Genomic DNA, 14,012 nt, shown 5'->3' on the forward strand with positions numbered 1-14,012 from the left:
GATTAGATAACGCTTACAATTTGATTTGTAGGTGGTATCAATTTCAGACTTTCAAGTATGGTAGGAGAGAAGAAGCTACCTTTTATAAATTGCAATTTATGTAAACGCTTACTGATTTTAGAAAACAGTTGAATGATATTTAGGGGTTTTAAATTTTTTTAACATCAATGGTCGGACGTCATTCGTTATACGTTATACGACCGATAACTCGTGGGAGAAGTGGAGGATTCACATATGAAGATCGTAATGTTTCTAGTCGGTTTACTTGTAGTATTTGTACTAGGGTTCCTTATCAGTTCAGATCGTAAGAAAATTAAATATAAACCAATTGCACTTATGCTTGTCATTCAATTGGTACTTGCGTATTTCTTACTAAATACAAAGGTCGGATTTGTATTAGTAAAAGGGATTGCAGATGGGTTTGGCGCTATTTTAAAATTTGCGGAAGCAGGGGTTAATTTCGTATTTGGTGGTCTAGCAAATGATGGACAAGCACCATTCTTCTTAACAGTATTATTACCAATTATTTTCTTAGCAGTACTAATCGGGATCTTACAACACATTAAAGTATTACCGATTATCATTCGTGCAGTCGGTTTCCTATTAAGTAAAATTAACGGCTTAGGAAAACTAGAATCATATAATGCAGTAGCAGCTGCAATTGTTGGTCAAGGTGAAGTATTCATTACAGTGAAAGATCAACTAAGCAAATTACCGAAAAATCGTTTATACACACTTTGTGCATCTTCCATGTCAACAGTATCGATGTCAATCGTCGGTTCTTACATGAAAATGATTGATCCAAAATATGTAGTAACAGCACTTGTATTAAACTTATTTAGTGGATTCATTATCGTTCATATTATTAATCCATATGACGTAAAAGAAGAAGACGACATTTTAGAATTACAAGAAGATAAAAAACAAACATTCTTTGAAATGTTAGGCGAATATATTATGCTTGGTTTCTCTATCGCTGTAACAGTAGCGGCGATGTTAATCGGTTTCGTAGCATTAATTACAGCAATTAACGGTGTGTTCGATTCAATTTTCGGAATCACATTCCAAAGCATTTTAGGATACGTTTTCTCACCATTAGCATTCGTAATGGGTATTCCAACATCAGAGATGCTAACAGCAGGACAAATTATGGCAACGAAATTAGTAACGAACGAATTTGTTGCAATGCTTGACCTTGGAAAAGTAGCTGGTGATTTATCAGCTCGTACAGTAGGTATTTTATCTATCTTCCTTGTATCATTTGCAAATTTCTCATCAATCGGAATTATCGCAGGTGCAACGAAGAGTATCGACGGCAAACAAGCAAACGTTGTATCTTCATTCGGATTAAAACTTGTATACGGTGCAACGTTAGTAAGTATATTATCAGCGATTATCGTTGGGGTTATGCTGTAATAAAAACAAACGAAGTCGTTTATCTCTCGCCTAGAGGGATGAACGACTTTTTTATTTTGGTATGATAAATAATATAGAGAGGGGGGAATTAGGGTGAAAGAAGCGGATAGTTTAAGGGAGTTTGATGAGATTATAGAGAATATTAATCATTTAACTGGAGAAGATGCTAGAGCGCTTTTGAATTTTATACATGGATATTTAAGCATAGTAGAAGAAGGAGATGGGACTTTTACTAATAGTAACTTTGTTGAAAAGGTTTCAGGGCTTTATAAGAAGGATTTGGCGAGGGTTATTCAGCTTAGAGAAGAAATAAAAAAATCACCTTAATACATTCATTAAGGTGATTGAAATACTATTCAGCTGGAGGCGTAAATGTACGTTTCTCTAATTCAGCGTCTAGCATAAATAATGCGTTTGAATCGCTTGTAATACGTTTTAATTTTTGGATGATGCTATCGAATGAAGATTCTTCTTCTACTTGCTCATCGACGAACCATTTTAAGAATGTAATTGTTGCATGCTCACGCTCATCCCAAGCGATATCAGATAAGTTGTAAATACGCTTCGTTACTTCACGCTCGTGCTCAAGTGCCACTTCAAAAGCGTTCAGTACAGATTCGTATTTGTTATTTGGATTATCAAATCCAGTAATAATAGCGCGCTCACCGCGGTCATTAATGTAGTTGTAAAGCTTCATTGCGTGGAAACGTTCTTCTTCAGCTTGTACAAGGAAAAAGTTAGCGAATCCATCATAGCTCTCAGCTGTACAGTAAGCAGCCATTGCCATATAGGCGTGGGCAGAGTAAAATTCAAAGTTCATTTGATCGTTTAATGCGTCGTGTAATTTTTTAGATAACATAAAATCCCCCTTAGTATTGTGACAAGAACATTATACCATAATTGATAATATTCTCATTTGGATACTTCGAACCTTTTCGAAAGCTTTGTGACGTGTGCCTCCATAATGTCTTGTAAATCTAAATCATATTTTTGTGAAAGAATAATAAGATTAGATAGTACATCACCAAGTTCTTCTTTTAATTCTTGTTTTAGTTCTTCTTCTGTTTTCACTTTTTCGTCAGGACGATCACGGCCAATTTCGATTGCGCGAACAACGCGTGAAACTTCTCCGACTTCCTCTGTTAAGAAATTTAAGCGAATAAAGGAATTATACTGTGACCAGCTTCGTTTTTCGTAAAATTCCTCCACCCATCTTTGAAATGCGACGATATCCATTTCTTCCTCATCCCTTCAATATGTTGTACAATATTCATTGTATCATAACAATATATAGTTTCGGGGTGTAGGAATGAGAAAGATTTGTGTGTTTGCAGGTTCCAACTTAGGGGAGAGACCTGAATTTAAAGAGCAGGCAATAGCGTTAGGGAAAATGTTTGTTGAGAACGATTATGAGCTTGTATACGGTGGTTCTTGCGTTGGATTAATGGGAGAAGTGGCAAACGAAGTTCTTCGCTTAGGCGGACGTGTAACAGGTGTTATGCCGCGCGGTCTATTCCGAGGAGAAATTGTTCATACAGGGCTAACAGAATTAATTGAAGTAGAAACGATGCACGAGCGCAAAGCGAAAATGGCAGAGCTTGCGGATGCTTTTATTGCATTACCAGGCGGATACGGAACGTTTGAAGAGCTATTTGAAGTAGTATGTTGGTCACAAATTGGTATACATAATAAGCCGGTTGGTTTATTGAACATAAAAGGCTTTTATAGACCAATTTTGCAAATGGTTGAACGTGCAGCAGAAGAAGGGTTTATGAATCCATCAAATAAAGAGTTGATCGTTTCAGCTGAGACGGCAGATAAACTAATTCATGCAATCCAAAATTATGAGCGTCCTGTTTTAGGAACGAAGTGGAAGCAGCTATCATAATACAATTTTATAGATATTTTTGGAAACACATGTCATTTTACTTTGAAAAGGCATGTGTTTTTAATTTGGTTAAATATATTAATGTTAAGATATAATGTTTTTAGAAAAGGAGAAATAGATGGAGGAGTTTGTGTATTTACGTCCTGTTTTTAAAAGTATATTAGCAGCATCTATTCTTGTTATGCTAATTGTTTCAACACAGAAGAAAGAGCTAATTAATGAATTTTCGCTTTGGTTTATTTCGATATTGTGTATCGGTGTTGCCGCGATAACGTTGTTTATGTCTGGGTTTATCGTTGATGAGTATAATCTAGCTGGGGATGCACAGAGTTTTGGCATGTTTATTGCAATTGGCTGTATTAGCGGTTTGAATTTTATTATAGACGGCAATAAAAGAAGGCATTCCGTATTACTTTGGAATGCCTTTATCACTTTGATTACTTTGTTTTTTATACAGGTACCAGCCACCCCAGCCGCCACCAATTGCTACAACAACGAGGAAAGCATAGTCTTTAACCTCGACACGTATATTGAAAATATTAGCTATAAGTAAGAGAATCCCAACTGTTATTAACGCAAAAAATGCTCTAATTAAGTAGTCTTTCAACTGAACCACTCCCGCCATTTAAGTAGTAAATGATGAATATGGAAAAGCTTTTTTGGATCTATTTTACTAAAGGATGTTACCTATATTTTAACATAAAAGGGATTGTAATATATTGATAAAAGTAGAGGAGAGGGGTGCTAATATTGTCGTGTTTTGTCGGTAAGTAGATATATTGGAAAAATCGCTGATATAAATTTCATGTACTGATATGCGCGATTAACCCCATAGAAAAAAGCGACTCTGAACGAGCCGCTTCCGCTTTTAATGATATCCAGCTCCGGTGACTAGAACAGTCGGTCATTTCGCGCCTTCCTGTGAGGCAAAAAGCGCCTCTTCGTCAGGAGCTCCAATGCCCTCTTGTTCTGAGCAAGTCACCTCCGCTTTTAATAATATCCAGCTCCGGTGACTAGAACAGTCGGTCATTTCGCGCCTTCCTGTGAGGCAAAAAGCGCCTCTTCGTCAGGAGCTCCAATGCCCTCTTGTTCTGAGCAAGTCACCTCCGCTTTTAATATTATCCAGCTCCAGCGGCTAGAACAGTCGGTCATTTCGCGCCTTCCTGTGAGGCAAAAAGCGCCTCTTCGTCAGGAGCTCCAATGCCCTCTTGTTCTGAGCAAGTCACCTCCGCTTTTAATATTATCCAGCTCCAGCGGCTAGAACAGTCGGTTGTTTCACTCCTTCATTCGAGGCAAAAAGCGCCTCGTAATCAGGAGTTCCAACACCCTCCTGTTCTGAACGAGCCGCTTCCGCTTTTAATAATATCCAGCTCTAGCGGCTAGAATCTCCGGTCATTTCGCTCTCTCGCTCGAAGCAAAAAGCGCTTCAAGGTCGAGAGCTCCAATGCCCTGCGATTCTGAGCAAGCCGCTTCCGCTTTTAAATATATTATTGATTCAAGAACGCGCGTAGCATCCAAGCGTGTTTTTCTAGTTCTGTGTAGATGCCTAGTAGTAGGTCAGATGTCATTTCGTCATCAGAGTTTTGAGCGATTTCCATGCCTTTTTTCAGTTCGACTAGCATCATTTCGTAGTCTTTCATGATTGATTCAACCATTCCTTCTGCAGTTTCGCCGTATGCTGCTTCTTGAATAGAAGATAGCTCTAAGTATTCTTTCATTGTTGCTACTGGTTTGCCGCCAATTGCTAAAATGCGTTCTGCAATTTCGTCGATGTGAGTAGCTGATTCTGTGTAAAGTTCTTCGAATTTTTCATGTAATGTGAAGAATTGAGGGCCTTTTACGTACCAATGGAAGTTGTGTAGTTTTGTGAATAAAATGCTCCAGTCTGCTACTTGTTTGTTTAATACTTCGATTACTTGTTTGTTCATTATGATCAATCTCCTTTTGAGTTGTTATGTTATATCAATTACTAATTTATAATTATTATAATCTAGTAATTCGTATAAATCAACCCTTTTGCTGGAATTAATTTGTACAAATTATGAACTGTTATAAATAAAAATCCCTATTACTGTGGAGTAATAGGGATTTTGTTTGATATATAGCTCTTGTTCTAAACGAGCCGCTTTCGCTTTTAATGATATCCAGCTCCAGCGGCTAGAATCTCCGGTCATTTCGCTCTCTCGCTCGAAGCAAAAAGCGCTTCAAGGTCGAGAGCTCCAATGTCCTGCGATTCTGGACGAGCCGCTTCCGCTTTTAATTATTACACAGCCTTCTGTTTCTCTTCTACATCCTGTCCATCCCAACACTCTGTATTCTGTAAGCCAGGGATAGAACTTGCAACGAAGACAGGATCTTTTCCTTGTTTCTTTTGCTTTATATAGTCTACTAAAGCTGCGTATGCAAACTTGCTAAGGAATGAGATGGCAATTAAGTTTGTGAATACCATTAGTCCCATAAAGAAATCAGCTAAACTCCAAACCGTTTGAAGGGCAGCGATAGATCCGAAGAACACCATTCCGACAACTGCAACACGATAAATCAGTAACCATGTTTTGCTTTCTTTAATGAATGCGATGTTTGTTTCACCATAATAGTAGTTTCCTAGTAAAGAACTGAAAGCGAATAGGAAAATAATAATCGCTAAGAAAGTGCTTGCCCACGGTCCAATTTGTGAACTTAATGCTTGTTGTGTTAATTCAATACCTTCTAAATTCGATCCTTTGTAAAGTCCAGAACATAATACGATAAACGCTGTTGATGTACATACTAAGAATGTATCTACGAAAACACCTAATGCTTGAACAAGTCCTTGTTTTACAGGGTGAGATACATCTGATGTTGCTGCTGCGTTAGGGGAGCTACCCATACCTGCTTCTGTCGCGAATAAACCGCGCTGAATTCCGAATTTGATTGCTGCTCCAATACCACCAGCGATAGCTTGGTCTAAACCGAATGCGCTGTTAAATATTTCTGTAAAAATACTTGGTAACATATTGAAGTTGTTAATTACGACAAAAATAGCCACGCCAATATAAATGATCGCCATTGGAGGAACAATAATTTCTGTAATACGTGAAATGCTCTTGATACCACCAAAAATAATAACTGCAACTAATAAAGCTAATAGAGCTCCTACGATCGTTCGCTCTAGTCCAAAAGCATTTTCAAACGCTATTGTTACTGTATTTGCTTGTACAGAATTGAAAATTAATCCGTACGCAACTGTAATAAGAAGTGAAAACCAAACACCCATCCAGCGTTTGTTTAATCCTTTTTCCATGTAATATGCTGGTCCACCACGGAACCTGCTTCCATCTTTTACTTTATAAATTTGCGCGAGCGTACATTCTACGAAACTAGTAGCTGCTCCGATAATTGCGATAAACCACATCCAAAATATTGCACCGGGTCCACCCATTGAAATGGCTAATGCTACACCAGCTAAGTTTCCGATACCGATACGTGCTGCTGCACTTAAGCAAAATGCTTGGAATGGAGAGATGCTATCTTTCTTTTTTTCTTTTCGATTAAACCCTTTACTAATTAAACTGACCATCTCACCGAAATGAGTAATTTGGACGAATTTTAATTTGAAAGAGAAATAAAGACCGAAGCCGATTAGCATTGCAATAAGAATATATGACCATAAAATATTATTCGTTACCTCAAGGAATCTGCTAAAGATATCAACCATATAATACACTTCCTTTTTTCCGTAATAAGAAAATTATATGCAAAAAATATACGAGAATCAATTTTTCTAAAAAATTATGTTACTTAAACACATTATGTGTTATGATTATGTTACATCGTAATATTTTTAGAATTATTTACATTTTAAAAAACTAAATGTAAAGCGAAAAAGAGGGGATAATTTGAAAGAAGAATCTTTATTGAATGTAAGCCTTAAGAGTTTGAAAATGAGAAGTAATATATTTTTTATCATTACATCTTTAAGTATTTTTTTAGGAGCCACTTATTATTACAATAAAAGATTTCCAAGTCATAGGTATCCTGAATGGTTAGAATTTCTAAAATTGATTGGATGAACAAAAGACAGAAAAACAGAAAATTAAAATAAAGAAGTTATGGAGGAGCTAAATATGAATATTAGAGAAAGTGAACTTCCGGGTATTGGTTATAAGTTTCAAATCGTTACGAAAGGTAACGAAAAGATGGTGATTGTCATTCATGATGATGGGCGTAGAGAAATGTATCATTTTGATTCAGATCATGAAGAAAGCATCTCAAGTATTTCATTACGTGACTCAGAGGCGAGACAAATTGCAGCAATATTAGGTGGAATGGTATACAAGCCTAGAGCATTAGAAAATGTTGAGATGGTCTTTGAAGGTTTAGCAATTGAGTGGTTTAAAGTAGAGAATGCTGCTCCAGCGCTTGGAAAAACAATCGGTGATCTTGAAATAAGAAAAACATATAGCGTAACGATCATTGCAGTTATGAAAAAGAATATGAAAAAGCTATTCAATCCAGGACCAGAAACGGTCATTGAAGAAGGCGATATGCTTGTAGTTTCAGGTGAGAGAGAAGAAATTAAAAAAATTATTAATGAGTTACTTTCGAATAGGGGGACTGACTAGATGGATACGTTAATTTTTGAAGTTGGTACAGCTTTAGTTTTAGTGGCAATTGCGGCGGTAATTGCTGGAAAGTTTAAATTCTCAGTAATTCCTTTTCTAATTGTTCTCGGGATGTTAGTAGGTCCGCACGCACCGACAATAGGTGTTATCGATCTCAAATTTATTGAAAGTGCAAGTGTAATTTCCTTCCTTGGACGGATTGGTGTTCTGTTCCTTCTGTTCTACCTAGGACTAGAGTTCTCGATGAAAAAACTAATTAAATCTGGACGTTCTATTGCGATTGGCGGAACAATCTATATTTTAATTAACTTTTCACTTGGATTATTATACGGATTTATAATGGGATTCCCTTTACTAGAAATCTTAATTATTGCGGGTATTATTACGATTTCTTCTAGCGCTATCGTTGCAAAGGTGTTAGTGGACTTAAGAAGAACTGGTAATAATGAGACCGAATTAATTTTAGGAATTATTATGTTTGAAGATATATTCCTTGCTGTATATTTATCAGTCGTTTCAGGCTTAGTTCTTGGGGATCATGCTTCATTCTTAGGTGCTCTTACTTCAATTGGAATTGCTTTAGGATACATGCTTCTCTTCTTTATTGTAGCTAGAAAGGCGACGCCGTTATTAAATAAATTGCTCAATATTAGTTCAGATGAAATTTTCATTATTGTAGTATTTGCTTCGTTATTCTTTATTGCAGGTTTCTCGGAAACAATTCACGTTGCCGAAGCAATTGGAGCACTTCTTTTAGGATTAGTTTTCTCTGAGACAGAGCATAGTGACAGAATTGAACATCTTGTTGTTCCATTTAGAGACTTTTTCGGAGCTATTTTCTTCTTCAGTTTCGGATTAAGCATTGATCCGTTTTCATTAGGCGGAGCGATATGGTTAACGTTAGGTGCTGTCCTTCTTACAATCATCGGAAACTTTGTTGCAGGAATGATTGCAGGGCGACAAGCTGGATTATCTCATAAAGCATCAACAAATATTGGATTAACAATCGTTTCAAGAGGAGAATTCTCCATCATTATGGCCAATATCGGCATCGCCGGTGGTTTAATGTCAGTCTTGAAACCATTCTCGGCACTATACGTGCTTATACTATCCATCTTAGGTCCACTTCTGACGAAAGAGTCAAAGAATGTATATAAATTTTTAAATAAAATCTTTAAGTGGGATACGAAGACTAGCTAATTTTAAAAAAATAAAAGTACAAGATATTTACTGCTTGTACTTTTATTTTTTGCAATGAAAACAGTAAAGAGAGGTACATGATGTTAGGAGAGTTGATTCATTCCGTTTTAGTTTTTCTAGAAGGGCTTGGTTATTGGGGAATTATGCTTGGATTGATGTTAGAGGTTATTCCGAGTGAAATCGTATTGTCTTATGCAGGTTATTTAGTATCAACAGGAAGCATTACGTTTTGGGGCGCTGTCGCGTTCGGTACAATTGGTGGTGTAATCGCACAACTATTCATTTATTGGATCGGTCGGTACGGAGGAAGACCCGTCCTTGAGCGATATGGAAAATATATTTTAATTCAAAAGAAACATATTGATTATGCTGAAGATTGGTTTAATCGTTACGGAACTGGCGTTATTTTTACAGCGCGTTTTATTCCTGTTGTGCGTCATGCTATTTCGATACCAGCGGGTATTGCGAAAATGTCACATGCTAAGTTTATTACGCTAACTACATTAGCTGTTATTCCATGGTCAATTGTATTTGTATATTTAGGTTTTAAATTAGGAACAGAGTGGGAAAGTATTAATAAAGTAGCTGGGCCATATGTGAAATACTTTGCAATTGCAGCTATTGTTTGTGCAATTGGTTACTTTGTATTAAAAAAAGTGATGAAAAAAAAGTGATTACGGAAAAGGAATCTATGTCGGTATAGATTCCTTTTTTATTGGCATTTTTTCAAGGATGAAAGAATACGTTTAATATTTACCATATTGTGGCATACATATAGAAAAAGGTGCTTGGAAAGGGGAATAAAGAAAAATGGAACTCCAGTTTCAAAATGTATATCAACAGGTGGAGAATTGGTATGTGTTGGATTCGGAGCTTCCTTGGGATGTCAAAAGGCTTAGAGATGATTTGTTTTCAATGATTGAAGTATGTAAAACACCAGTTATTTTTTGTGATACGTGTGATGCGAATCATGTGCTTCTATCATTAGGAGAAGAAGAAGAGGAATTCTTATTCCCAGTAGGTGGTTTTTATCATAAAGAAAAACAATTAATTTTTGTTTGCATATGGGAAGAGTATGAGCAGGTGCTCAAAACACTACTGCATGAGTTTCGCCATGCGATGCAGCATAAGAGGGAAGTATTGTATGTTGGAAGTGAATTGTACGAAGATAGATGGATTGAGAAAGATGCGAGAAAGTTCGCGGAGAGGAAGTTAGATGAATATAAAAATAGAAAGTTAATATAAAGCATAGTGAAGAAATGGCACTGTGCTTTCTTTATTAATTACTAAAAGTAAGTGATTGACTTTTATAAAGTTTAGTTCTAAACTAATGGTATGAAATGAGCGAGGTGATAGAATGAAGACAGAAGATAGACTCGGATTACTATTATGGTTTCGTTTATCACGTTTTTATAACAAAAGTATTCGTGAGACGAATCAGCATTTGAAAGAATGGAATGTATCTGCCGCTCAGTTTGATGTGCTAGCTCAAGTTGGAGGACATAATCGTCTAACGCAGCAAGAGCTCGGAAATAAACTATTTGTTACGAAGGGAAATATCACGCAGCTATTAAATAAAATGGAGCAGCTGGAGTGGATTCATCGTGAACAAGAAGGTACTACAAAATATATTTCGTTAACAGAAAAGGGAAAAGCTTTATATGAAGAAATCGTCCCGCCTCAAGAAACGTTCCAAGCGGAGCAGTTTCAAAATTTAAATGTAGAAGAACAACATCAATTATTACAATTACTAAAAAAATTACAGTGAGAAAAATTTTCGAAAAAAATCTTGAATTCGAGATAATGTGAGGTGAAGGATATGTTTAGAAAAGTTGATCATAAAAATATGGGAAGAGCAAATCACGGTTGGTTAAATACACATTTTCATTTTTCCTTTGCGAATTACTATAACCCGAATAATATGAACTTTGGAGCATTGCGTGTAATTAATGATGACCTAGTAGCGGCACAAACTGGTTTTGATATGCATCCGCACCGCGATATGGAAATCATTTCGTACGTTGTAGATGGTGCTTTAACACATGAGGACAGCATGGGGAACCGCGGAACAATTGAGCGAGGACATGTTCAATATATGAGTGCTGGCACAGGTGTATTTCATAGCGAGCATAATTTAGGAAATGAAACACTACGTTTATTACAAATTTGGATTTTACCAGATCGTGCGGATCATAAACCAAACTATGGTGAGTTTACATTTGATTGGAGTAAGCGTGAAAATGAATGGTTCCATATGGTATCTCCAGTAGAAGGAGAGGCACCAATTCGTATTCACCAAGATGCGAATTTATATTCCTTATCGTTAGATAATGGAAAAGAAATTCATTTTCCTGTGCAAGAAGGTCGTCAATTGTACCTTGTACAAATTGAAGGAAGTAGTGTAATAAATGGTGAAAAGCTTGTTATGCGTGATGCAGCAGAAGCGATAGAAGAGGATATTCATATTGAAGCGAAAGAACGATCACACTATTTAGCAATCGAATTGAAAAAATAATAGAACGTTTATGGAAAAGAGGACATGGAATGGATGTCCTCTTTTTTTGAGTGGAATTGTCAGAAAAAATTTTCTCAATATTTAGAAAAAGGTATTAGCCCGGAAAATAAGAATTGTATAAAAGTGTCAAAAATCTTTATGGGAATGGGGAATGTTATAGTGAAAAAGCAAGTCATTTCATCAGCATTAGCGTTAACTGTTATAGCCGGAGGATTTGGAACATTTGGAGCAACGACAACGAAAGCGGAAGAACAAAAAATTCAATATCATCAAGAATTTAAAACACCTGCATACATAGGTGAAGAATGGAAAGCACCGGAAGGACTAGATAAAAAAGAGACGGTCTTTCAATATTTAGAGAGTAAGAAAGATATGTTTAAATTAGCAGGAAATATTGATAAACACTTCAATGTCGTTGGAGAGGAAAAAGATGCTGAATCTGGTACGACACATGTGAAGTTAGTTGAGAAGCATAATAACATTCCTGTGTATGGTTCAGATCAAACTGTTACACTTGATAAAGAAAATAATGTAAAAGCATTCTTCGGACAAGTTATTCCGAATTTAGAGGATAAAAATATTCCTGCGTTTGCAAATATTAGTGCAGAGCAAGCTGAAACGATTGCAAAGGCAGATATTGAAAAAGAAGTTGGTAAAGTAAAGAATTATGACGGTGTGAAAAAAGATTTATTTGTGTATGAAAAAGATGGAAACTACTATCTTGCATATCTAGTTAAGGCATCGATTTCAAAACCAGCTCCAGGCTATTGGCATTATTTTGTTGATGCAACGAATGGAAATGTGATTGAGAAATATAACGCTGTAGATCACATTACAGGATTTGGTTACGGAGTATTAGGCGATAGACAATCATTTGAAATTGCTCAAGATGAGAAAACAGGAGCGTTCAACTTATTTGATGGTAAACGAGGACAAGGTGTTCATACATTTGATGCAGAAAATATGGATGAAAACTTGTTTAATTTATTCTCACAATGGCTTGGATATACAGGAGAAGAGGTTGAGAGTAAATCTAAGTTCTTCGAAGATAAAGCAGCGGTTGATGCGCATGTAAATGCAGGAAAAGTATACGATTACTACAAAAAGACATTTAATCGTAACTCTTTCGATGATAAAGGTGCGAAGCTTATTTCTACTGTTCACGTCGGAGAAAGCTGGAATAACGCAGCTTGGAATGGTGTGCAAATGATGTATGGTGATGGCGATGGAAAAACATTCATTCCATTATCTGCGGGACTAGATGTTATCGGTCATGAATTAACGCATGCTGTAACTGAACATACAGCAAACCTTGTTTATAAAAATGAGTCAGGTGCGTTAAATGAATCGTTATCTGATATTATGGGTGTCATGGTTGAGAAGAAGAGCTGGGATTTAGGTGCTGATATTTATACACCTGGAAAACCTGGTGATGCACTTCGTTCTCTGAAAGATCCAGCATCTATTCCAAATCCATTAAAACCAGGTGAAGGTTACCCAGATCATTACAATAAACGCTACACTGGAACAGCTGATAATGGCGGCGTTCATATTAACAGTAGTATTAACAATAAAGCTGCATATTTAGTATCTGATGGCGGAGAGCATTACGGCGTGAAAGTAGCTGGAGTAGGCCGTGAAGCGACAGAAAAAATTTATTACCGTGCTCTTACGAAATATTTAACTGCAAACTCTGACTTTAAGATGATGCGTCAAGCTGCTCTTCAGTCAGCTGAAGATTTATATGGTAAAAACTCTAAAGCTGTACAAGCTGTAACGAAAGCTTATGATGCAGTAGGCGTAAAATAATAAGAGAAAAAGACCTGACTAGGATGTCAGGTCTTTCTTTATCCCGAATTAACGGGCAGTAAGACCCCCGCCTCAAAATTCAGCGGAAGCAAAGAAGTTAGGTGGGGGATGAACAAACCCCCCACTGATTAAAGTTTCACTTTATTTAGTCGCGAATACCTAATGCGATTTTTGCCATACGTGACATGCGTTCTTTAGACCAAGGCGGATTCCAAACGACATTTACTTCTATTTCATTGACTTCAGGTACGTTCGTTGATAATACCTTTTTTACGTCTGATACAATTTGCCCAGCCATTGGACAACCGATAGAAGTCATCGTCATCGTAATGACAGCATTATTATTTTCATCTGCTGTAACGTCATAAACTAATCCAAGATTAACAATATCAACACCTAGTTCAGGGTCAATAACAGCTTCTAAGTTTGCATATAACTTTTCTTCAAATGCTTGTTGTGACATGTGTAGCACCCCCTACATATTAATGATATCGATTCTCATTATAACGGATATATATATAATATGCAGGGAATGAGCTCAAAAAAATATTCCTCTTGAAAGAGGAATATTTTTTGAAAG

General features: G+C 36.5%; 17 protein-coding genes and 1 pseudogene. 11 read left to right on the top strand and 7 right to left on the bottom strand.

The features are described from left to right. The first annotated feature begins 234 nt into the window (after positions 1-234). Positions 235-1,416, top strand: coding sequence for a NupC/NupG family nucleoside CNT transporter (locus DM800_RS18725; protein ID WP_046960038.1), 1,182 nt, complete (start codon positions 235-237; stop codon positions 1,414-1,416). Positions 1,417-1,509: 93 nt separating this feature from the next. Continuing rightward, a complete protein-coding gene (locus DM800_RS18730) occupies positions 1,510-1,743 on the top strand; it encodes a hypothetical protein (protein WP_147787330.1) in 234 nt (77 codons plus the stop codon). A 25-nt stretch (positions 1,744-1,768) separates the two neighbouring features. Here DM800_RS18730 and DM800_RS18735 read toward each other — a convergent pair whose 3' ends face one another. Both DM800_RS18735 and DM800_RS18740 read right to left on the bottom strand, forming a co-directional pair. After that, positions 1,769-2,275, bottom strand: a complete 507-nt coding sequence (locus DM800_RS18735; protein WP_046955624.1) for a ferritin — start codon at positions 2,273-2,275, stop codon at positions 1,769-1,771. 53 nt (positions 2,276-2,328) lie between these two features. Beyond that, positions 2,329-2,652, bottom strand: a complete 324-nt coding sequence (locus tag DM800_RS18740; RefSeq protein ID WP_000355764.1) for a MazG nucleotide pyrophosphohydrolase domain-containing protein — start codon at positions 2,650-2,652, stop codon at positions 2,329-2,331. 73 nt (positions 2,653-2,725) lie between these two features. On the opposite strand from DM800_RS18740, the gene DM800_RS18745 reads away from it, so the two are divergent. Next, positions 2,726-3,304, top strand: coding sequence for an LOG family protein (locus DM800_RS18745; RefSeq protein ID WP_147787331.1), 579 nt, complete (start codon positions 2,726-2,728; stop codon positions 3,302-3,304). A gap of 118 nt (positions 3,305-3,422) precedes the next feature. Then, positions 3,423-3,686: pseudogene (locus DM800_RS18750) on the top strand (hypothetical protein); the annotation flags it as partial. Between the two features lie 27 nt (positions 3,687-3,713). Here DM800_RS18750 and DM800_RS18755 read toward each other — a convergent pair. The 4 genes from DM800_RS18755 to DM800_RS18765 form a co-directional block, all read right to left on the bottom strand. Further along, positions 3,714-3,911: a hypothetical protein gene (locus tag DM800_RS18755; protein ID WP_000656314.1), complete on the bottom strand. Its 198-nt coding sequence runs from the start codon at positions 3,909-3,911 to the stop codon at positions 3,714-3,716. An 880-nt stretch (positions 3,912-4,791) separates the two neighbouring features. Then, entirely contained in the window at positions 4,792-5,232 is a 441-nt protein-coding gene (locus tag DM800_RS18760) for a Dps family protein (RefSeq protein WP_147787332.1), read from the bottom strand. A 111-nt stretch (positions 5,233-5,343) separates the two neighbouring features. Then, positions 5,344-5,478: a hypothetical protein gene (locus DM800_RS29655; RefSeq protein ID WP_255447009.1), complete on the bottom strand. Its 135-nt coding sequence runs from the start codon at positions 5,476-5,478 to the stop codon at positions 5,344-5,346. A gap of 89 nt (positions 5,479-5,567) precedes the next feature. Further along, positions 5,568-7,001, bottom strand: coding sequence for an alanine/glycine:cation symporter family protein (locus tag DM800_RS18765; RefSeq protein ID WP_147787333.1), 1,434 nt, complete (start codon positions 6,999-7,001; stop codon positions 5,568-5,570). Positions 7,002-7,410: 409 nt separating this feature from the next. Between DM800_RS18765 and DM800_RS18770 the strand changes: the two genes are divergently transcribed. The 7 genes from DM800_RS18770 (at position 7,411) to nprB (ending at position 13,432) form a co-directional block, all read left to right on the top strand. Beyond that, positions 7,411-7,908, top strand: coding sequence for a cation:proton antiporter regulatory subunit (locus DM800_RS18770; RefSeq protein ID WP_001026071.1), 498 nt, complete (start codon positions 7,411-7,413; stop codon positions 7,906-7,908). Then, the gene (locus DM800_RS18775) at positions 7,909-9,108 is read left to right on the top strand and encodes a cation:proton antiporter (RefSeq protein ID WP_000380224.1); all 1,200 of its coding nucleotides are present in this window, start codon (positions 7,909-7,911) and stop codon (positions 9,106-9,108) included. A gap of 80 nt (positions 9,109-9,188) precedes the next feature. Beyond that, complete coding sequence (gene uptA / locus DM800_RS18780) at positions 9,189-9,782, top strand: undecaprenyl phosphate transporter UptA (protein ID WP_141475210.1); 594 nt, start codon at positions 9,189-9,191, stop codon at positions 9,780-9,782. Between the two features lie 136 nt (positions 9,783-9,918). Then, the gene (locus tag DM800_RS18785) at positions 9,919-10,353 is read left to right on the top strand and encodes a DUF3920 family protein (protein ID WP_147787334.1); all 435 of its coding nucleotides are present in this window, start codon (positions 9,919-9,921) and stop codon (positions 10,351-10,353) included. Positions 10,354-10,465: 112 nt separating this feature from the next. Next, positions 10,466-10,876 carry a MarR family winged helix-turn-helix transcriptional regulator gene (locus DM800_RS18790; RefSeq protein ID WP_000845460.1) on the top strand — a complete coding sequence of 137 codons (411 nt, stop codon included), beginning with the start codon at positions 10,466-10,468 and terminating at the stop codon, positions 10,874-10,876. A gap of 51 nt (positions 10,877-10,927) precedes the next feature. Continuing rightward, positions 10,928-11,623: a pirin family protein gene (locus DM800_RS18795; RefSeq protein ID WP_147787335.1), complete on the top strand. Its 696-nt coding sequence runs from the start codon at positions 10,928-10,930 to the stop codon at positions 11,621-11,623. A 159-nt stretch (positions 11,624-11,782) separates the two neighbouring features. Further along, positions 11,783-13,432 (top strand): neutral protease NprB, encoded by a 1,650-nt coding sequence (gene nprB / locus DM800_RS18800; RefSeq protein WP_147787336.1) that lies wholly within the window; start codon positions 11,783-11,785, stop codon positions 13,430-13,432. Positions 13,433-13,577: 145 nt separating this feature from the next. Here the strand turns inward: nprB and DM800_RS18805 are convergent, their stop codons facing one another. Then, positions 13,578-13,895, bottom strand: coding sequence for a metal-sulfur cluster assembly factor (locus DM800_RS18805; RefSeq protein ID WP_000082523.1), 318 nt, complete (start codon positions 13,893-13,895; stop codon positions 13,578-13,580). Positions 13,896-14,012 lie beyond the last annotated feature (117 nt).

This window comes from Bacillus sp. AY18-3 (genome assembly GCF_008042305.1).
GTDB lineage: Bacteria > Bacillota > Bacilli > Bacillales > Bacillaceae_G > Bacillus_A > Bacillus_A wiedmannii.

What these genes read in the sequence shown, in the direction of transcription:
- DM800_RS18725 (WP_046960038.1), top strand. Translation starts at nt 235, where the DNA reads ATGAAGATCGTAATGTTTCTAGTCGGTTTACTTGTAGTATTTGTACTA.
- DM800_RS18735 (WP_046955624.1), bottom strand. Translation starts at nt 2,275, where the DNA reads ATGTTATCTAAAAAATTACACGACGCATTAAACGATCAAATGAACTTT.
- DM800_RS18740 (WP_000355764.1), bottom strand. Translation starts at nt 2,652, where the DNA reads ATGGATATCGTCGCATTTCAAAGATGGGTGGAGGAATTTTACGAAAAA.
- DM800_RS18745 (WP_147787331.1), top strand. Translation starts at nt 2,726, where the DNA reads ATGAGAAAGATTTGTGTGTTTGCAGGTTCCAACTTAGGGGAGAGACCT.
- DM800_RS18760 (WP_147787332.1), bottom strand. Translation starts at nt 5,232, where the DNA reads ATGAACAAACAAGTAATCGAAGTATTAAACAAACAAGTAGCAGACTGG.
- DM800_RS29655 (WP_255447009.1), bottom strand. Translation starts at nt 5,478, where the DNA reads ATGACCGGAGATTCTAGCCGCTGGAGCTGGATATCATTAAAAGCGAAA.
- DM800_RS18765 (WP_147787333.1), bottom strand. Translation starts at nt 7,001, where the DNA reads ATGGTTGATATCTTTAGCAGATTCCTTGAGGTAACGAATAATATTTTA.
- DM800_RS18770 (WP_001026071.1), top strand. Translation starts at nt 7,411, where the DNA reads ATGAATATTAGAGAAAGTGAACTTCCGGGTATTGGTTATAAGTTTCAA.
- DM800_RS18775 (WP_000380224.1), top strand. Translation starts at nt 7,909, where the DNA reads ATGGATACGTTAATTTTTGAAGTTGGTACAGCTTTAGTTTTAGTGGCA.
- uptA (WP_141475210.1), top strand. Translation starts at nt 9,189, where the DNA reads ATGTTAGGAGAGTTGATTCATTCCGTTTTAGTTTTTCTAGAAGGGCTT.
- DM800_RS18785 (WP_147787334.1), top strand. Translation starts at nt 9,919, where the DNA reads ATGGAACTCCAGTTTCAAAATGTATATCAACAGGTGGAGAATTGGTAT.
- DM800_RS18790 (WP_000845460.1), top strand. Translation starts at nt 10,466, where the DNA reads ATGAAGACAGAAGATAGACTCGGATTACTATTATGGTTTCGTTTATCA.
- DM800_RS18795 (WP_147787335.1), top strand. Translation starts at nt 10,928, where the DNA reads ATGTTTAGAAAAGTTGATCATAAAAATATGGGAAGAGCAAATCACGGT.
- DM800_RS18805 (WP_000082523.1), bottom strand. Translation starts at nt 13,895, where the DNA reads ATGTCACAACAAGCATTTGAAGAAAAGTTATATGCAAACTTAGAAGCT.